Origin of the sequence: Leptospira perdikensis, assembly GCF_004769575.1 — a bacterium.
Lineage (GTDB): Bacteria > Spirochaetota > Leptospiria > Leptospirales > Leptospiraceae > Leptospira_A > Leptospira_A perdikensis.
Genome location: NZ_RQGA01000014.1, coordinates 81,196 through 98,596, shown reverse-complemented (window position 1 = coordinate 98,596; position 17,401 = coordinate 81,196). Strand labels below are relative to the sequence as shown.

Genomic DNA, 17,401 nt, shown 5'->3' with positions numbered 1-17,401 from the left:
GTTTAAAAACCTAAAGGGACTCCTTCCCCTTTGGGATCTGACACGCCGATCAGGCGGTCTCCCTCTCTCGTCACGGCAAATACTTTCGCACGATGCCTAATATATTGGACTTGATAAAATGGTAATTCCGATTGGGGAAAGGAGTCTTTTATTTCTGGATCTAAAAAAATCCGATCGGGTTGGAATTGGTGGTGGATCCTAGGATAAGCTACACTTTCGTAGAGGTTTTCTTTCTGGACCAAATACCGATAAAGCGTATTAAAAATTGAGGTTGGGATTTGGGAACCGCCGGGCGCTCCAATCACCATTTTCGTTTTACCAGCCTCATCTAGAAGGATAGTCGGACTCATACTGGAAAGTGGAGTTTTCCCGGGTTCAATGGCATTGGCCTTGGAGCCCACAAGTCCATAAAGATTGGGAACTCCAGGTGCTACAGCAAAGTCGTCCATGGTATTGTTTAAAACAAGGCCAGTACCTGGGACCATTTGGACGGCTCCAAAAATTCCATTTACCGATTGGGTTGTGGAGACTGCATTTCCATCCTTATCCATAATCGAAATATGTGTGGTATTGTATGATTCCGGTTTTTTACCTTCGTCTTTCAAAACGGGCCAACTTCCTGAGACTACCTTTTTTTCAATTTCGTTTACTTCCTCTTTGGTATAACCAGAAGATAAAAGTCTGGATACAGGGACAGTTGTGAATAAAGGATCTCCTCCAAGTTCTGCCCGGTCCCTGTAAGCTACTCGCATAGCTTCCGTAATGCGAATGACTTCACCAATGTTTCCTTTAGGAAAAGTATTTCGTTTCTGCATTTCCGAATACAAATTCATCATAGTGACAAGATGAACTCCAGAGCTAGGAGGTGGCATGGTGAGAATGGTATGTCCCCAAGAAGAACTAATCAGAGGATCACTGATTTTCACTTGGTAATTTTTAAAATCCTCAACCGTCATAAAGTTTTCATAGTCTGAATAATACTTGGAAAGAAGTTGGATGGTTTCTCCATCCAAAAACTCTTTCTCTGCGTTTTCAATGATCCTCTCCAAAGTTTTAGCAAAATCTTCTTGGATGAGAAGTTCCCCTTCTCGTATCGCCCGGTTATCAATCCCAAAAACCTTTTTCATAGCCGGATTCATTTCTGGCCAAGTTTTAGAAATGGCCCCCGCTAAATCATTATAAACAGAAAATCCACTCCTCGCATAACGGAGTGCAGGTGCAATGACAGTATTTAAAGGTAATTTTCCATGTTGTTTCTGGATTTGTAAAACTCCTTGAACGGTTCCAGGAACCCCGGCACTATAAGCACCTTTTAAAGTTTTACCTGAAATTACCGAGCCATCCGGATTTAAGTAAAAAGAAGAAGTTCCCATTTTGGGAGAACGTTCCCGAAAGTCATAAGCCCATTTTCCTTTTGCTGGCAAATGAATGACCGCAAATCCTCCACCTAATAAGCCCGTAGAATGAGGGCGAAGGACAGAGATGGCAAAACTGGAAGCAGTAAAAACATCCACCACATTCCCACCTTGTTTCCAAACTTCCATTCCGGCTTGGGAGGCTAAAGGATGGTCGGATGAAATGATAATTTCTTTTCCCGAAAATTCATAACGACTTCGTTTGTCAGCTGAGCCTTCAATTTGCGGAATGGTTGTGGGATTCTCAAGTTTTCCTCGGAATGAATCCTGAAGAAAGGGAATCGTCTCACAACTGTTAATTAAAAATAAAACTAGAAATAAAAACGTGGTTCGATAGGAAAAACTCAATCGAAGATCCCCATTTGCATTTTAGCTTCTTCGCTTGCCATAGCGCGAGGTTCCCATTTCGGATTCCAAACAACATGTACAACGGCTTCATTAATCCCATCCACACGAAGGGCATGGTTTTCAATGTCTTGTTTCATTTGTGGACCGGCAGGGCAAGCAAGAGAAGTATAGGTCATGGTGATGTCCGCCTTTTCCCCTTCCACTTTGATATCATAAATCAAACCAAGTTCGATGAGCGAAATTCCAATTTCTGGATCTTCTACCATACGAACACTATGGAATACTTCCCATTCTTTCTCTGTTTCAGGATCACGAATCATTTCATTTCCTCACTCAATTTCACTAAGGTTTGCCATGGCAAAAGTCCACAACGATAACGACCAGGATGTGTTCGAAGGGTTCTAAAAAAGGATATCTCTTCTGGATCTTGAAACAAGCCAGAATCCGCCCCTTCCAAAAAATTTTTCCTTTCTAATAGATATGACTGAAAATCTTTTCGCTGCAGTGTCGATTTATTTCGAAAAAGAAGACCTGCTGCTGCAGAACAAATAGAACAAGACTCACCACCAAGTCCTAAAATTTGGATTGAATGGTTTTTATCCTTATGGTAGTAGATAAAAATTTCATCACCACAAAGAGGGTTTAAACCTTTGACCACTTGGTGGTCGATCAATGGTTTTTCCCAAACAGCAAAGGATTTCCAACGAAGGAAATCTTCAAAGTTACTTTCTTGCGACACGACCGAATATTGATTTTACTTTGTCAATGGAATGGACAAGAGCATCTATATCTTCTTTTGTATTGTAGAGATAAAATGAAGCCCTACAAGTTCCCGGAATGGATAATTGTTTCATTAATGGTTGGCAGCAGTGGTGGCCCACACGAATGGCAACACCCTCTTCATCCAAAATAGAACCGACATCATGAGGATGGATTCCCTCCATAGTGAAAGAAACAACTCCTCCCCTTTTGTCTAAATCCTCCGTTCCATAAATCTGAAGACCACCAATCCGATTCAATCGTTCCAAGGCATATTCAACTAACATGCGCTCATGTTCTTTGATATTCTTCATTCCCACTTTTTGTAAATAATCCAAAGCATGACTAAATCCAATAACACCAGCAATATTTGGAGTTCCCGCTTCGAGTTTGGCAGGAAGGGCCGCATAGGTAGAACTTTCGAGTTCCACCGATTCAATCATGTCACCACCGCCAAGCCAAGGTGGCATAGCTTCTAGAATTTCTTCCTTACCAAAAAGAACTCCCACTCCTGTAGGCCCAAGCATCTTATGACCTGAAAACGCATAAAAGTCTACATCCATATCCACTAAGTGAATGGGCATATGGCAAGCCGCCTGTGCCCCATCGACTAAAATCTTAGCCCCTACTTGGCGAACACGATCGATAATCTTTGTTAAATCATGAATCGTACCTGTCACATTGGACATTTGACTGATCGCAACTAATTTCGTTCTTTTGGTAATGATTTCATTTAGGTTGGATAAATCGTAAGTGGTATCTTCTTTGATAGGAATGAATTTCAAAAAAGCTTTTTTTTCCAAAGCCAACATCTGCCACGGAACTAAATTGGAATGGTGTTCCTGAACCGATAAAACAATCTCATCCCCTTCACTGATATTGGTTCTGCCCCAGGTCTGTGCGACTAAATTGATCGCATCTGTTGTTCCCCGAGTGAAGATAATGGCCTTCGCACACTGTGCCTGAAAAAAATGAGAGGTTTTGATTCTAGTGCGTTCAAATAGTTCGGTTGCATGTTGGGATAAATAATATACCCCTCTATGAATATTAGCATTATCATTCGAATAATACTCATTAGTGGCATCAATCACAGACTTTGGTTTTTGTGAGGAAGCTCCATTGTCTAGATAGACAAGTGGTTTTCCGTTTGGCAAAATCCGAGACAATATAGGAAAGTCTTTTCTGATTTGGTAAGGATCTAAACTCATACCGCCTCCAAATCCACTTCCAAATCTGCACCATTCACTCGAACCGGAAAAATCACGAGAGGTTCGGTTGCAGGAAGAGCCAAAACCTTTCCGTTGCGAACATCAAATTTAGCAAAATGTCTGGGGCAAGTAATGACAGAACCTTCTAATTTTCCGCAAGATATCTCCTCCCCGTCATGAGTACAAGAATCTTCAAAAGCAAAATAGTCACCTTCGACTCGTGTTACCACCACGTTAAAATGACGAGTTTTCACAACGACCAGACTACCTTCTGTTACTTCTGAAACAGATATCAATTTTTTAAAGGCCATCATTTGCCTCCCAAAAGAATCTCTTTGATTCTCGATTCCAAAGACAATTTGACTTCTTCCGAAAACCCAATGGAATGGATGGTTTCTCCATAAAATGCAGTCACAAGTAAGGACTTAGATTCTGCCGGTGTCAGACCTCGAGAGAGGAGATAAAAAAACTGTTCTTCGTCAATATCACCAACAGTGGCACCATGTGTACAAGATACATCTTCTGCTAAAACTTCTAATTTGGGGTTTGCTTCCGCTCTTGCTTTTTTGTTTAAAGAAAGATTGAAGGATTCTTGGTGGGCTGTCACCTTTTTTAAGTTTGGTGGGATAATCAAATTTCCTGTAAAAATATGGTGGGACTTATCCGTGACTATGGCTTTATAACTAATTTTACTTGTGGTATGGTCTGCATGGTGATACATTCCCATATCCAAATCTTTTAGATTCCGTCCTCCAAGAGCAGACACACCATCCACAGTGACTTCAGCACCTTTACCAAGTAAGTGAGCATGTAAAAATAATTTGGAACGGAACCCACCGGTCGGATAAAGATGGTATTTTACATGTGAGTCATTGCGACCAAGGATACAAATATTGCGGAAGCGGTACAAATCTAAATCGCTGGTTTCTTTATCTAAGATTTCTAAATAAGATGATTCTCCCGCAACATAGAAATCAAGGGAAGAGGACATATGAAGGACTTCTGTTTCGTGGATACTTTCCATTCGGACTTGGGTTTTGGCAGTACGACCCGATTGTAAATAGAAAATTCGAACAGAAAACTTAGGCCCATCACCAAACTCTTCAAAATCAAATTCACTTTCTCCTTCATCCAAAAGAATCACTTCAATCCGTGGAGTAGCAATCAAACTAAGAAAAGCAAAATAATCCTTAGGTGTGAATTTAATAATATCGGAAAGAATTTCGTTAATAGTTTCTTCAGGTAATGAATGTTCAGTGTCCCAGTCCTCTTTGATTTCTAAAGAAATGGATTTGGGATCAAACTGTAACTCTTTCCAATCAACAGAACCCACAGGGAACTTTCTCCATGCCTCATCTGAATCGGAAGGAATTTCTAATTGGTTCCAAACTTCATACAGAGATTTACGAAACACTTCGGTTCGTTCTTTCGAGAGAACAAAACGATTACGTGTAAGTGAAGAATTCATTTGACTCCTTCTCTCTCCAAAATCCAATCATAACCGACTTCTTCTAGTTTTAAGGAAAGGTCTTTGCCACCTGTTTCTAATATGCGGCCGTCTGCAAATACGTGAACAAAATCAGGAACAATATAATTCAACATCCTTTGGTAGTGAGTGATGAGTAAAATGGAACGTTCTGGATTTCTGTTGGAATTGATTCCTTCTGATACAATTCGTAATGCATCAATATCAAGTCCCGAATCTGTTTCATCTAAAATAGATAGAATCGGTTTTAATAAACTCATTTGCAAAATTTCAGCGCGTTTTTTTTCACCACCAGAAAAGCCATCATTCACATAACGACCAATAAACGACTGAGGAACGTCCAAAAGATCCATTGATTGTTTTAATTCTTGTTTAAATTCCTTAACTGGAACATCTTTCCCACGATGTGCTTTGAGGATGGACTTTAGAAAGTTTCCAATTGTAACACCAGGCAGTGCCGTTGGGTATTGGAAGGACAAAAAGAGTCCGAGTCTTGCCCTTTCATCAGTTGTTTTATTTAAAATGGATTCTCCTCGAAAGAGGATATCTCCAGAAGTAATCGTATATTTTGGGTGGCCAAGAATTACATTGGAAAGTGTACTCTTTCCCGATCCATTGGGACCCATAATGGCATGAACTTCACCGGCCCCGATGGAGAGATTGACCCCTCGGAGGATCGTTTTGTCCCCTACATTAGCGTGTAGAGATTTAATTTCGAGAATAGCGGACAAGGTGGTTTCCTGTTTTGTATATATTTAGAATGATTCTATATTTTAGACGAATCCCTTCTACCAGGAAAATGCACCACTCAAAAAAAACAAGATTCTATTCCGACCAACCTACCTGTGCAATCAGGATCTTTCCATTCATAAGAGAGAAGGTGAAAATCACATATTGGTTTTGGTTGGAAATATCATAAAGTGGGTAAGTAACCCCCCATTTTTTGCGAAACCGTTCCGACTCCTCTTTGTGTTTTAAAAAGTATGGTTTCCAAGCATAGTTGTTTCCAATTTGGCGTGACCGTTCCAAATACCCTCCGTTCATCCGATCCAAATCGTAAGTAGGAGTGATTTGGTAGCCTTCTGCATCACAAACGAAGACCTTAAGGATTTCTCTTGGTAAAGAACTTAGGATTTGCCCAAACCGGTAGGAAAAATCCTCCTCTTTGACATCGGAAAGTTCATAAAACAGGTCTTGGAGTTGGTCAATGATCCTTTGCTCCCGAACCCCCTTTTCTCGGAGTTCTTTGGAACGAACACTGGAGAAGTTTTCGAGGACAGTTTTCATTTTATCAGAGAAAGTATTTCGGTTCAGAAAATGCGGATTCGGAGTCGAAAAATAGAATCCTTGCAGAAGGTTGGCTCCCATAGAAAGGGCAAGATTCACCTCTTCTTCGGTTTCAATCCCCTCAAAAAGAAGTTGGCTTCCGAGCTTTTGAGACATTTCCGAAATGGCACCGAGAACTTGTTTGAAGGAATTTTTATTCAAACTCTCTCTCATGATGCGAATGTCGACCTTCATAATGTCAGGATGCAAATAACCAATTCTTTCTAAGTTGGAAAAACCGGTTCCCAAATCATCGATGGCAATTTTAAGCCCATAATCGCGAAAGATCTGTACGATTTGGATGAGACGGTCAATAGACCCGTCAAACTCGTCTTCCGTGATTTCGATGACCACTTGGTTGCGATCGATTCCATATTTTTCAATGAGTTGGATGATATGAAAGTTTTCAGCAAAAAGATCCGTATGATGAACCCTTGATAGGAAGTTCGGCATCATATTGAAAAAGAGTTTGGTGCGGAGGTTGCTCTCTTTTAAGGTTTTGACCGCCTTTTCCCGAAGGATGCGGTCAATATTATAGACCGGAACTGGGTCTTGGTCCCTATTATGAAAGAGACTTCCCAAAGATTCATAAGTGTTCTCTTTCGGATTGAACTGCCTTCCGAGTACTTCGTAGGCTGAAATCGAGCGATTGATTGCGTTGACTATGGGTTGGAAATGAGGGACAAAGTATGTCTCGTTCCAAAACTGGTTTCCTTCCGTTGATTCCGTTGTGAACATGGTTCCCTTTCGTCCACCTTAGAACTAAGTTCAAAACTGACAAGTCAAAATCCCCAAATTTGAGACAATCTAAAGGAATTTTGCCTTAATTTTGACTTAAATATGTCAATATTTCCTAGATGGTGTACCCATCAGGGACTGCTGTATGACGCGGAACCACGATAATCCCCTCCCGAATCCGCACGTATTCGTCTTCATATTCTTGGAGGTTCTGTTCGTTTAACAGCCGAACGTTGGCTCCAATCGCGCAGTCTTTGTCGACAATTGTCCGTCGTATTTCACAGTTAGGTCCAATCCCAATGGGTATCTTTCCTGACTTCCGGTCAAAGTATCCGTAATGGTCGAGTCCCATGATAATGGAATCGTAAATTTTGGTACCAGAAGCAATGAGTTGACGCACCCCAATGATGGAACGGTGCACTTCACATTGGTTGAGGATGGTTCCTTCTGAAATGAGAGCTTGGTTCACCACCGCCTGATTGATCTTAGAGGGTGGAAGGGCCCTTGCCCTAGTGTAGATGGGAGTTTTTTCCAAGTAAAGGTTGAACTTAGGGATATGGTCAGTTAACATCAAGTTGGCTTCGTAAAAAGCTTTGATGGTTCCAATGTCTTCCCAATAACCGTCGTAAGTATAAGCTTTTACTTTTCGTTCGCGAATGGCCTTTGGTAATATTTCTTTTCCAAAGTCAGCCATATTGCGATCTTCCAATACATCGATGAGTGTGGATGTATTAAAAATATAAATTCCCATATTGGCGAGGAAATTACCGTTCTTTGTGCGACAGGATTCTACCTGAGAGATGTCTTGGGGTTTTTCAATGAATTCCTGGATGAACCCACCCACTCCTGCCTTTACAATTCCTAGTCCATAAATTTGATCTTCGGAAATGGCATTGGTGGCAACAGAGATTTCTGTTTCGGGATCCATCAAATGGCTCTGCATAAAATCAGAAAGATCCATATTGTATAACTGATCACCAGAAAGAATAAGAACATATTTGGGTTTTTGTTCTCGGATATAGGGCAAAACTTTTCTTACGGCGTCAGCTGTGCCTTCAAACCAATTGGCACTGGATACCGTTTGTTCGGCAGCAATGATTTCCACAAAACTCTTTTGGTGGATATTATTGGTCGCATAAGTTCGGTTAATATGACGATTTAGAGAATATGAGTTAAACTGGGTTAAGATAAAAATTTTTTCAAACCCACTATTCAGTGAATTAGAAATAGGAATGTCTATGAGGCGGTATTTACCACCGAAACTCACGGCGGGTTTCGATCTTTTTTCTGTAAGAGGTAATAAACGAGTTCCTTTTCCTCCACCTAAGATGATGGTCAAAACTTCATCTTTTTTGAGAATGAAGTCTACACAATCAATAGAGTCTTCTTGAAATCGCATACCTTCCCTTGTAATTCAATTGGACGAAAAAGCAAGAAAAGGTTAAAAAGATTTCTATTTTTTTAATAGAACTTCTAAAATTTGTTTTCCGTCCATCTTTCCTGTATAAGGATTTATGGCGCGTTCTGGATGGGGCATCATTCCTAGAACGTTTCCAGCTTCATTACAAATCCCTGCGATATCATTTAAAGATCCATTAGGGTTTTGTTTGTAACGAAAAACCACTTGGCCATTTTTTTCTAATCGTTCTAAAGTATTCGCATCAGCAAAGTAAGCACCTTCCCCATGAGCAATCGGAATGGATAGTGTTCCTTTGATCCCTTGGGCAATTTTGTTTTCAGAAACAGGAATGAGATCCACATCTTTACAAATATACTTTAAAGTTCTGTTATGGAGTAAAGCACCAGGAAGGAGTCCCGACTCCGTAAGGATTTGAAATCCATTACAAACTCCTAATACCTTTCCTCCTTTGTTTGCATAACTCACAACGGATTCCATAGCATTGGAAAATTTTGCCATAGCCCCACATCGTAAATAATCTCCAAAGGAAAATCCACCTGGTAAAACCACAAGATCAGGACTGTCGGAAAAAGATTCTTTATACCAAGTGTAATCTACCTTGGCTCCAAATTCAGATTCGAGAACAGATCCCACATCCTTATCACAGTTGGATCCAGGAAAGGTAATCACTCGAACCTTCATACCTTCTCCACAACCAACCGGTAAGTCTCAATCACTTGGTTCACAAGTAAGGATTCACAAATTTCTTTGGCAGAGGTTTCTGCATCCGATTGGGAACTGGCAGTAATTTTCATTTCGATGTATTTTCCCACTCTTAGATCAGAGATAGAAGTTTTCCCTTGGTCATGAAGGGTGCGGAGAACGGTCTGGCCTTGTGGGTCAAGAACCGATTCTTTGAGGGTAACGTTTATTTTTGCGACAAACATAGCGTGATTTTATCTTCCAATTCCAAGTATTTTTTACGTAGTTCTAGGATCAAGGATTCGGGCAAAGCGGGAGCGGGAGGATTTTTGTCCCAATCCGTGGATTCGAGCCAATTCCTGAGAATTTGTTTATCAAAACTGGCAGGCGTTTTTCCGAGTTCGTAGGTGCTGCCGTCCCAATACCGGGAAGAATCCGGGGTCAGGATTTCATCAATTAAGATGGGTTTTCCGTCAATTAGTCCAAATTCAAATTTTGTATCACAAAGGAGGATTCCTTGTTTGGCCATAAGGTCGTGGGCTTTGTTGTAGAGTTGCAAGGAAAGATTTTTTAGCTGGGAAAACAGTTCTTCGCCAACTTCCGCTTCCATTGTGCCTTCACTCACATTTTCATCATGGCCGGAATCATTTTTCCTGGCCGGTGTAAAGATGGGAGTTTCAAACTTGTAAGACTCAAGGATTCCTTGGGGATATTTGACTTGGGCGATGGTTCCATCCGTTTTGTATTCCTTCCAAGCAGATCCGGTTAAGTATCCCCGAACCACACATTCAAAATCAATTCGTTTGGCCTTTTTTACAAGAACCGAACGACCGCGAAGGGATTCTTCATTTTGAAAGGGGCTTGGAAATTTAGAAACATCGTCTGTGATCAAATGGTTTTGAATTTCAGGAAAAAAACGAAACCAAGCAGTGGAGATTCGAGTTAGGATTTTGCCCTTATCCAAAACTGGTTCTTCAAAAACGACATCAAATGCAGAGATTCGATCTGTCGCTACAAGGAGAAGTGAATCCCCCAAATCATAAACATCTCGAACTTTACCTTTATAAGTAGGAACCGGAATCATAACTGTATACACACCATAGCCATATCATCACTCGGAGTCGAAGCCCCGCAGAATTCTAAAATTTTACTTTGAACTGCCTGCAAAATATCCGTTCCCGACTTTACAGACTCATGAAAGATTTCTTTCATTCCCTCTTCCGTAATGTATTCGGATTGGGAATTCATCGCTTCACTAGCGCCGTCCGTGTACATAAAAAACAACGACCCACTTTTTAGTTGTACGGTTTGTACTTCATCGTTTGCGGTGAAGTTGATCCCCATAATCATAGGACTCATACCTTTTAAAAACTTGGTTTCACCGTCGATATAAACAATAGGTGCAGGATGCCCCCCATTGATATAAGAAAGTTTTAGTTCCTGATCAATAATCGCATAACAAAAAGTAATGGCATAGTCTTCTGGAAGTACTAACTCCATGTTTTTTCGTAAATGTTCTACTCGTTCCCGTAAACCCATAGTCGCTACCAAGTTGAATAATTGCATTTTAAACATCGCACCGATGAGTGCTGCACTTGGTCCATGTCCTGAACAATCAGCGATGACTATATGAAGTTTTTTTTCCTCAATCCAGGAATCAACAAAGTCACCACCAATTTGTAAATAAGGATGGAACAAGGTTTGTGCTTTGATTCCATTCCAAATAAAACTTTTTTCAGGAATGAGTTGGTCTTGAACCCGTCTTGCTGTTTGTAATTCTTTTTCGTATTTACTTTTTTGTCTGTACAACTCGTCTTGTAAGTCTTTCAAACGGATGACGGAATGGATTTTAGCAACTAATTCTCTTTTATTGAATGGTTTGTTGATAAAATCATCCCCGCCGTTTTTCATCGCTTCCTGGAAACCAACTTCTCTTTCGATGGAGGTGATGAAAAGAATAGGAAGAAGTTTGAACTGATCCATAGTCCGAAGTTCGCGACAAAAAGAAAAACCATCCTGAACGGGCATGTTGACATCTAACAGAAGTGTATCAATTGCAGTGTTTAAAAGAACAAGTCGCGCCTCTTCCGCTGAATAAGCCGTATAAGTCTTGAATCCTTCTTGTTGTAAGAGGTATTTCAAAAGTTCCACATTTTCGGGAACATCATCCACAATCAAGATGGTATGAATGGATTCAACTTCTGCCATGAATTAGTCCAGTTCCGATTTCAGCTTGGATCTGATATCTTGGATTTTTTCGCTACGGTTGGAAACAAGAAAAAGGAAAAGGAACAGAAAGTGGAAGGCGATGACCCCGAGCCACATACTTTGTTTCATATCTGAATCCATCCCACCTTTTCCAAGAACACTACCCGGGTGGTTTCCTGGGTTTTCAATCCAACGAATGGCACCCCAGGTAAGGATGGCACTCACCGCACAAAGGACAGAAAGGTAAGCAGAAAGGATGGCTTTTTTGGACTTTGAAGGAACTAAATAACGAAAAATAAAATAACTCACAAGTGAAATACAAAGAATAAAAAAAGACTGCAACCTAGCGTCTGTTTTATCCCAAGGCACTCCCCAAGCACTGTATGCCCAAATGGGTCCAGAAAATAAAACACCGAGGGCAAATAAAAAAGCAAGTTGGTTTGCAGTGAAAGCAAGCCTATCCCAAAGCATATTTCGTGTAAAAAGAAATACCAATGAAAAAAGAAAGGATAGAATTGGGCCATATAACGCAACCCAGGCGACAGGCACATGCAAATAAAAAATTCTGTGGCTTAGGCCTTGCTCTAAAATGACGTTCGGATAAACTAACGAAACGATCACGGCAAAGACAAGTGACGTACATACAACAAGATAAAAACCGATGTCGAAAACAGGGTGGAATATCCGAATCTTACGTTCCATTTTTTTCCAGATTTTCAAAGATTGGCAGAAATTCGAGGAGAAAACAAGGGCTTAACGCTCATTCCTTAGAATCTCAATCATCACCGAACCAAGAGTTGCATAAAATAACATAAAAAACAAAAGTAAACCTACGGAAGGTAGGTAAAACCCTGGTTCCAGCCAATACCTATGTTCTGCCTCCAATCCAAAAAGGAAAAGTGGGATGGAAAAGGGAAGTTGCAACAAAGGAATGATGATTTCTTTTAGGCGGCTTTCGAAAGCAATGAGGCCAAGAGAGACTCCAAGAAAAACCAAACAACCACTCCCCAAATTAGCAAATAACCACTCCCCGAAGTACCGGTCCACAGTCATGTTTTGAAAAAAAACAGAAAGGACGAGAACAAGGCACGCGTTCACTAAAATCGTACAAAACCAAATGGCGAGTGATTTTGCTAAATAAAGAGAAATGGGGCTCACAAACGAAAGACTTGCTTCCCATCCCATGGACTCGCGTTCTTCCCAAAGGCTTTGGCTTACAATCACAAAGTTGAGCAAAAAAATAATGGCCCATTTGACTCCGCGAATGCTCCGTTCAGATAACATCTCGTTCACTTCGATTGAGGTATAAAAAATAAAAACCACGGAGATACTCAAAGTGAGAAGGGAAACAATTCCCCCAAGAGAACGACCAATCAGATAAAATTCTTTTTTAAGTAAGGTGAGTAACAAAAACACCTCCCTTTTCCATCTTCAACTGGGAGGTACACTGCAATCCCTCCGGTATGGAATGAAGTACAATTAGAATGAGTCTGGATTTTGATTCGAGATTCAAAAGTTCAGTGAAGATTTTTGAAGAGTCGGCATCAAGGCCCGTATAAGGTTCATCAAAAAGAATGATATCAGCAGACGAAAGTAAAACTCGAAGGATGGCTGCCTTTTGTTTCATACCACGAGAAAAAGTATGAATGGGATCCCAAATTCGTTTCTGCAATCGGAATGCTTCTAAAATTTTGGTCTGTTTCTCCAGATCGGGTGCCTTCTCATCTAACTTAGCGAAATAGTCCAAATTTTCTTCTAAACTGAGCGAGGAATAAAATCCAAGTTCATGACCAAGGTAAGCGAGTTTTTTTTTGCCCTGATTCCATTTCCATTTTGCAGAAGACGGAGAATGGTGGTAAATTTCTTTAAGGAGAGTGGACTTCCCTGCTCCATTTTCTCCAAGCACTGCGACAAGTCCGGTCTGAAAAAAAGAAAGATTGATCTCTCTCAGTAAGACCTTTTCGCCGACATTTATAGTAAGCGCTTTTGTTTCCAAAAGGGTTTGGTTCATTCTACACCATGTTCTTCCGTAGCTTCAGTCTCGCACTTCTGTTTTTATTTCCCACAATCATTTGGGGACAAAAACTCATAGGAAACCAGGAATATCCTGAGATCCTATGGGGTAAAGACCAGGAGTTTGATACATCCGATTTTCCAAACGGTTCTTTTATCTATCACAAAGAAGACTTCATTTTGGCTCGAGGAAAACTCTTCCAGGGGGACCCACCTAAATCCAATGGAAGTTTTAGTTATGGAACAGAAACCATCACCAATTCAGGGAAATGGAATAACGATACCATTGAAATTTTACTGAATGGAAAACCAAATGTTCGAGCAGAGGTCATCAAACGTCTAGAAGCTGGGATTCGTTTTGATCCCCAATTTTTCCCCTTCCGTTATAATTTGGGAAGATTGTATTCACTGGAGATGAAGTATGAAAAAGCTCTCGTGGAATTTGAATACGCTAAAGCGGAAATGCCTGAGTATTTTAAGACCTACTTACACATCGCAATCCTATCCGAAATCACAAGGCAAGTTTATTATGCGATTATGAATTACAAACTGGCAGTGGAAAAAAATCCCTATGATACGGAAGCTCTCATTCGTCTTGCTGATCATTATCTGGCTACAGGACTCAAAAACCGCGCCCTTCTTTATTTAAACAAAGCCCTCACCATTGAAGAAGAAAGTCCGAATGTCAAATTAGGATTTGCAAGGCTTGAAATGGAAAAGGGAAATTTCCACATTGCTTACAAAATCTTCAATCGAACAACACTCTCAACTGCGGAAGGAAAACCAAAACCTTACGATAAAAAATTTCATTATTATTTTGCAGAAACAGCGTCCAAAGTAACAGACTATGAAACGGCAGAAGAAGAATACACAAAGATGTTAAGTTTCACCAATGACCCCTTCTTTGCTACAGTCTCTTCCAAAGTGATAACAAGAAGGCGAGACATCGCTAAAAAATTTGCTGAGGCCAAACGAACTCAGTTAGATGATTCAGAAGAAGAAACAACTCCGCCAAACGAATGATCTCTTGCTGCGAGTAAACTTTTTAATAATTGCGATTTCGGATGAGCTAAAACTTTTTCAGGTTCACCAGACTCTACAATCTGACCCTCATCCAAAACAAAAATCTGATCACACATATAAGATAAAAAACCTAAATCATGAGATACAATGAACATTCCTAGATTTTCAGTTTTGTTGATTTGTTTCAGTTCTTCAGCAATTTTTTTTTGAACAAGCACGTCCAAAGCAGTAACAGGTTCATCCAAAAGTAAATACTCTGGCTTTGTAAGTAACGCTCGCAAGATTGCAAAACGCTGCAGCTGACCACCACTTAACTCTTGTTTTGTTTTTTTTAATAAATCTTTAGAAAGATCTAATCTTTCACAAAAAGTTCCAATTTTTTCCCATTCATTTTGTTTTGTTTGATTACTCAAAAAATACTGATGTTTGATACGCGCAGGTTCTAGTAACAATTCGAACATAGTCCCTAAGTGAGAAAAACTGGCAAAAGGATCCTGGAAAACCGGTTGGACTTTGGGATTTTGTTTTGCTGGTAGTTGTTCCCCATTCCATAAAAGCGACCCAGCCCATTCATATCCATCCGCGGGATCCAAAAGCCCCAATGCCAATCGGAACAAGGTGGACTTTCCAGAACCTGATTTACCTACAAGGCCAGTAATTTGTTTAGACTCGGCGGAGAGATTGATATCCTTTAACAAAGAACGAGTGCCGATTTTGACAGAAATATTTTTAAGAGTAAACATCAGATTCACTCCATAAAATCATTGCGTTTCTTATTTCCAAAGGGAAGCTGAAAGGTAAGGAGACTTGGGAATTGGAACAAATTAAAATCACGGAAGTGGGACCAAGAGATGGACTACAAAACGAAAAAACCATTCTCTCCACTCAGGATAAATTCGAATTCGTATCTCGTCTAGTAGAAAGCGGCCTCCAACATATAGAACTCACTTCTTTTGTCAGAAAGGATCGTATTCCGCAAATGGCTGATGCCATCGAACTTGCAGGCCTCGTCCTTCCTAAATTCCAGAGCCAAGTCCAATTTTCTTGCCTGACTCCGAATACCAAAGGGTATGAAGGAGCGAAAGAATCTGGATTTACGGAAGTTGCAGTATTTACGGCAACCTCAGAAACATTCACGAAAAAAAATATCAATATGTCCATCGAAGAGAGTTTGGATTTTTTTAAACCTATCTTCACGGAAGCAAAATCCGATGGAATCAAAGTAAGAGGTTATATCTCAACGGTGATATCCTGTCCCTATGAAGGTAAAATCAAACCAGAACGAACGCTAGAGATCGCCGAACGATTGTTAGATGCAGGGGTTTACGAAATCTCTTTGGGTGAAACGATTGGCGTTGCCGTACCCACAGAGGTTGAATCACTTTTGAATGTTCTACTCAAAAAAATTCCAAAGGTTTACCTAGCAGGTCATTTCCATGATACCTACGGTATGGCGATCGCCAATATCAAACAAGCTCTCACTATGGGAATTCGTAGCTTTGATAGTTCTTCTGGTGGGCTCGGAGGTTGTCCTTACGCCAAAGGTGCAGCAGGTAATGTAGCCACGGAAGATTTAGTTTATTTTCTTCACAAAGAAGGTTATACAACGGGAATCCAACTCGACTCTCTAATCGAAGCTAGTCGGTTTATGGAAGAAAGGATTGGAAGAAAACTTTCCTCAAGAACTTATATCGCAATGAAAAATGCCGATTGATTCAAAACTCCTCCATTCAAAACTAGAAGACCTTAAAAAAAAATACCAAAAGATTACCTATCTCGATACCGATCCCATTTGTTTTCCCAAACAATACAAAAACCCATTGGATATCGAGATCATTTCTTTTATCTCCTGTCTTTATGCCTATGGGAATGTCAAAAGTATCCAAGGGTTTTTAAAACCGATATTTGCCGGACTTGGACCCTCTCCTTTTCAAACTTTGAAAGAATCCGGGGAATTATTTCAAACCTTTCTGAAAGGATTAAATGTCTATCGTTTTCAAACTAAAAAGGACAACCAAGTTTTCTTTCAAACCTTAGCACGAGTTCTCAATGAAATGGAGCCCAAGTCCCCACTCCTCGAATCGAAATTTTTAGATCCGAATCAGGGTGAATTCCAGGAAGTAATCTCCCTCCAAAGGTTTCAAAGTTTTTGGGAAATGGAACTAAAGAAAACGAATGGAAATAAGACCCTCACCTACGGCCTTCAATTTTTAATCGGTAAGTCCACCTCAAAGTCTCCCAAAAAACGACTCTCTCTATTTTTGAGATGGATGGTGCGATCCTCCTATCCTGATTTTGGAATTTATCAAAAGATAAAACCAAACCAGATTCCTTTTCCTTTGGATGTTCATATTCAAAAGTTAATTCAAATTTTAGGAATCACAACACGTAAAAGTTTTGGATCAAAAGAGGCTTATCTCATAAAAGATTTTTTTCTGAAACTAAATCCCGACGATCCGTTGTTATATGACTTTTATTTAACGAGAGTGGGAATCATTGAAAAATGCAAAGCAGAGTATCAGAAAGGTGTTTGTGAAAATTGTTATTTGAATGAGGTTTGTTTGGTAGTGCCACGGGGAATTGAACCCCGATTGCAAGGATGAAAACCTTGTGTCCTAACCATTAGACGATGGCACCGATTGAGAAGAACGTTTTAAGAGTGATTGAAACTCTTATGTGAGTCGTCGGGGATTCGAACCCCGGACCCATTCCTTAAAAGGGAATTGCTCTACCAGCTGAGCTAACGACTCGTTCTGTAGCCAAGAATATCGAACCA

Annotated in this window: 20 protein-coding genes and 2 tRNA genes; 3 read left to right on the top strand and 19 right to left on the bottom strand. The window is 40.3% G+C overall.

The features are described 5' to 3' along the window. Positions 1-2 precede the first annotated feature (2 nt). From ggt to EHQ49_RS13195, 16 genes are all read right to left on the bottom strand, one after another. Complete coding sequence (gene ggt, locus EHQ49_RS13270; RefSeq protein ID WP_135580153.1) at positions 3-1,763, bottom strand: gamma-glutamyltransferase; 1,761 nt, start codon at positions 1,761-1,763, stop codon at positions 3-5. Further along, a complete protein-coding gene (locus tag EHQ49_RS13265) occupies positions 1,760-2,083 on the bottom strand; it encodes a metal-sulfur cluster assembly factor (RefSeq protein ID WP_135580152.1) in 324 nt (107 codons plus the stop codon). Before EHQ49_RS13265 ends, ggt begins: the two co-directional genes overlap by 4 nt. Continuing rightward, positions 2,080-2,502 (bottom strand): iron-sulfur cluster assembly scaffold protein, encoded by a 423-nt coding sequence (locus EHQ49_RS13260; RefSeq protein ID WP_135580151.1) that lies wholly within the window; start codon positions 2,500-2,502, stop codon positions 2,080-2,082. The genes EHQ49_RS13265 and EHQ49_RS13260 overlap by 4 nt, the downstream gene beginning before the upstream one ends. Next, positions 2,486-3,730, bottom strand: coding sequence for a cysteine desulfurase (locus EHQ49_RS13255; RefSeq protein WP_135580150.1), 1,245 nt, complete (start codon positions 3,728-3,730; stop codon positions 2,486-2,488). The genes EHQ49_RS13260 and EHQ49_RS13255 overlap by 17 nt, the downstream gene beginning before the upstream one ends. Then, positions 3,727-4,041: a Rieske (2Fe-2S) protein gene (locus tag EHQ49_RS13250; protein ID WP_135580738.1), complete on the bottom strand. Its 315-nt coding sequence runs from the start codon at positions 4,039-4,041 to the stop codon at positions 3,727-3,729. The genes EHQ49_RS13255 and EHQ49_RS13250 overlap by 4 nt, the downstream gene beginning before the upstream one ends. Continuing rightward, positions 4,041-5,198, bottom strand: a complete 1,158-nt coding sequence (locus EHQ49_RS13245; protein ID WP_135580149.1) for a SufB/SufD family protein — start codon at positions 5,196-5,198, stop codon at positions 4,041-4,043. The genes EHQ49_RS13250 and EHQ49_RS13245 overlap by 1 nt, the downstream gene beginning before the upstream one ends. Then, positions 5,195-5,947 carry a Fe-S cluster assembly ATPase SufC gene (gene sufC, locus EHQ49_RS13240; protein ID WP_135580148.1) on the bottom strand — a complete coding sequence of 251 codons (753 nt, stop codon included), beginning with the start codon at positions 5,945-5,947 and terminating at the stop codon, positions 5,195-5,197. The genes EHQ49_RS13245 and sufC overlap by 4 nt, the downstream gene beginning before the upstream one ends. A 94-nt stretch (positions 5,948-6,041) precedes the next feature. Continuing rightward, on the bottom strand, positions 6,042-7,280 hold the full coding sequence (locus tag EHQ49_RS13235; protein WP_135580147.1) for an EAL domain-containing protein: 1,239 nt from the start codon (positions 7,278-7,280) through the stop codon (positions 6,042-6,044). 115 nt (positions 7,281-7,395) lie between these two features. Then, positions 7,396-8,679 (bottom strand): sugar phosphate nucleotidyltransferase, encoded by a 1,284-nt coding sequence (locus tag EHQ49_RS13230; protein WP_135580146.1) that lies wholly within the window; start codon positions 8,677-8,679, stop codon positions 7,396-7,398. A gap of 54 nt (positions 8,680-8,733) precedes the next feature. Continuing rightward, entirely contained in the window at positions 8,734-9,381 is a 648-nt protein-coding gene (gene purQ / locus EHQ49_RS13225) for a phosphoribosylformylglycinamidine synthase subunit PurQ (protein ID WP_135580145.1), read from the bottom strand. Then, the gene (purS, locus tag EHQ49_RS13220) at positions 9,378-9,626 is read right to left on the bottom strand and encodes a phosphoribosylformylglycinamidine synthase subunit PurS (protein WP_135580144.1); all 249 of its coding nucleotides are present in this window, start codon (positions 9,624-9,626) and stop codon (positions 9,378-9,380) included. The genes purQ and purS overlap by 4 nt, the downstream gene beginning before the upstream one ends. After that, on the bottom strand, positions 9,608-10,465 hold the full coding sequence (locus tag EHQ49_RS13215; protein ID WP_135580143.1) for a phosphoribosylaminoimidazolesuccinocarboxamide synthase: 858 nt from the start codon (positions 10,463-10,465) through the stop codon (positions 9,608-9,610). The genes purS and EHQ49_RS13215 overlap by 19 nt, the downstream gene beginning before the upstream one ends. Then, the gene (locus EHQ49_RS13210) at positions 10,462-11,589 is read right to left on the bottom strand and encodes a PP2C family protein-serine/threonine phosphatase (protein ID WP_135580142.1); all 1,128 of its coding nucleotides are present in this window, start codon (positions 11,587-11,589) and stop codon (positions 10,462-10,464) included. The genes EHQ49_RS13215 and EHQ49_RS13210 overlap by 4 nt, the downstream gene beginning before the upstream one ends. A 3-nt stretch (positions 11,590-11,592) precedes the next feature. Beyond that, on the bottom strand, positions 11,593-12,291 hold the full coding sequence (gene ccsA, locus EHQ49_RS13205; RefSeq protein ID WP_135580141.1) for a cytochrome c biogenesis protein CcsA: 699 nt from the start codon (positions 12,289-12,291) through the stop codon (positions 11,593-11,595). A 51-nt stretch (positions 12,292-12,342) separates the two neighbouring features. Then, positions 12,343-12,999 carry a heme exporter protein CcmB gene (locus EHQ49_RS13200; RefSeq protein ID WP_135580140.1) on the bottom strand — a complete coding sequence of 219 codons (657 nt, stop codon included), beginning with the start codon at positions 12,997-12,999 and terminating at the stop codon, positions 12,343-12,345. Then, positions 12,980-13,600 carry an ABC transporter ATP-binding protein gene (locus EHQ49_RS13195; protein ID WP_135580139.1) on the bottom strand — a complete coding sequence of 207 codons (621 nt, stop codon included), beginning with the start codon at positions 13,598-13,600 and terminating at the stop codon, positions 12,980-12,982. Before EHQ49_RS13195 ends, EHQ49_RS13200 begins: the two co-directional genes overlap by 20 nt. Before the next feature lie 8 nt (positions 13,601-13,608). Between EHQ49_RS13195 and EHQ49_RS13190 the strand changes: the two genes are divergently transcribed. Further along, positions 13,609-14,625 carry a tetratricopeptide repeat protein gene (locus tag EHQ49_RS13190; RefSeq protein ID WP_135580138.1) on the top strand — a complete coding sequence of 339 codons (1,017 nt, stop codon included), beginning with the start codon at positions 13,609-13,611 and terminating at the stop codon, positions 14,623-14,625. Here EHQ49_RS13190 and EHQ49_RS13185 read toward each other — a convergent pair. Then, positions 14,580-15,368 carry an ABC transporter ATP-binding protein gene (locus EHQ49_RS13185; protein WP_135580137.1) on the bottom strand — a complete coding sequence of 263 codons (789 nt, stop codon included), beginning with the start codon at positions 15,366-15,368 and terminating at the stop codon, positions 14,580-14,582. The genes EHQ49_RS13190 and EHQ49_RS13185 overlap by 46 nt on opposite strands. 71 nt (positions 15,369-15,439) lie before the next feature. On the opposite strand from EHQ49_RS13185, the gene EHQ49_RS13180 reads away from it, so the two are divergent. Then, positions 15,440-16,339, top strand: a complete 900-nt coding sequence (locus EHQ49_RS13180) for a hydroxymethylglutaryl-CoA lyase (RefSeq protein ID WP_135580136.1) — start codon at positions 15,440-15,442, stop codon at positions 16,337-16,339. Next, positions 16,329-17,228 (top strand): TIGR02757 family protein, encoded by a 900-nt coding sequence (locus tag EHQ49_RS13175; protein WP_135580737.1) that lies wholly within the window; start codon positions 16,329-16,331, stop codon positions 17,226-17,228. The genes EHQ49_RS13180 and EHQ49_RS13175 overlap by 11 nt, the downstream gene beginning before the upstream one ends. Here the strand turns inward: EHQ49_RS13175 and EHQ49_RS13170 are convergent. Both EHQ49_RS13170 and EHQ49_RS13165 read right to left on the bottom strand, forming a co-directional pair. Next, positions 17,188-17,262: transfer RNA gene (locus tag EHQ49_RS13170), tRNA-Glu, on the bottom strand. The genes EHQ49_RS13175 and EHQ49_RS13170 overlap by 41 nt on opposite strands. 40 nt (positions 17,263-17,302) lie before the next feature. After that, a tRNA-Lys gene (locus EHQ49_RS13165) sits at positions 17,303-17,375 on the bottom strand. Positions 17,376-17,401 lie beyond the last annotated feature (26 nt).

Excerpts from the sequence above, each read along its gene's own strand:
- EHQ49_RS13210 (WP_135580142.1), bottom strand. The coding sequence starts at position 11,589 with ATGGCAGAAGTTGAATCCATTCATACCATCTTGATTGTGGATGATGTT.
- EHQ49_RS13255 (WP_135580150.1), bottom strand. The coding sequence starts at position 3,730 with ATGAGTTTAGATCCTTACCAAATCAGAAAAGACTTTCCTATATTGTCT.
- EHQ49_RS13245 (WP_135580149.1), bottom strand. The coding sequence starts at position 5,198 with ATGAATTCTTCACTTACACGTAATCGTTTTGTTCTCTCGAAAGAACGA.
- EHQ49_RS13230 (WP_135580146.1), bottom strand. The coding sequence starts at position 8,679 with ATGCGATTTCAAGAAGACTCTATTGATTGTGTAGACTTCATTCTCAAA.
- purQ (WP_135580145.1), bottom strand. The coding sequence starts at position 9,381 with ATGAAGGTTCGAGTGATTACCTTTCCTGGATCCAACTGTGATAAGGAT.
- EHQ49_RS13215 (WP_135580143.1), bottom strand. The coding sequence starts at position 10,465 with ATGATTCCGGTTCCTACTTATAAAGGTAAAGTTCGAGATGTTTATGAT.
- EHQ49_RS13265 (WP_135580152.1), bottom strand. The coding sequence starts at position 2,083 with ATGATTCGTGATCCTGAAACAGAGAAAGAATGGGAAGTATTCCATAGT.
- EHQ49_RS13190 (WP_135580138.1), top strand. The coding sequence starts at position 13,609 with ATGTTCTTCCGTAGCTTCAGTCTCGCACTTCTGTTTTTATTTCCCACA.
- EHQ49_RS13235 (WP_135580147.1), bottom strand. The coding sequence starts at position 7,280 with ATGTTCACAACGGAATCAACGGAAGGAAACCAGTTTTGGAACGAGACA.
- EHQ49_RS13175 (WP_135580737.1), top strand. The coding sequence starts at position 16,329 with ATGCCGATTGATTCAAAACTCCTCCATTCAAAACTAGAAGACCTTAAA.
- EHQ49_RS13185 (WP_135580137.1), bottom strand. The coding sequence starts at position 15,368 with ATGTTTACTCTTAAAAATATTTCTGTCAAAATCGGCACTCGTTCTTTG.
- ccsA (WP_135580141.1), bottom strand. The coding sequence starts at position 12,291 with ATGGAACGTAAGATTCGGATATTCCACCCTGTTTTCGACATCGGTTTT.
- EHQ49_RS13195 (WP_135580139.1), bottom strand. The coding sequence starts at position 13,600 with ATGAACCAAACCCTTTTGGAAACAAAAGCGCTTACTATAAATGTCGGC.
- purS (WP_135580144.1), bottom strand. The coding sequence starts at position 9,626 with ATGTTTGTCGCAAAAATAAACGTTACCCTCAAAGAATCGGTTCTTGAC.
- EHQ49_RS13250 (WP_135580738.1), bottom strand. The coding sequence starts at position 4,041 with ATGGCCTTTAAAAAATTGATATCTGTTTCAGAAGTAACAGAAGGTAGT.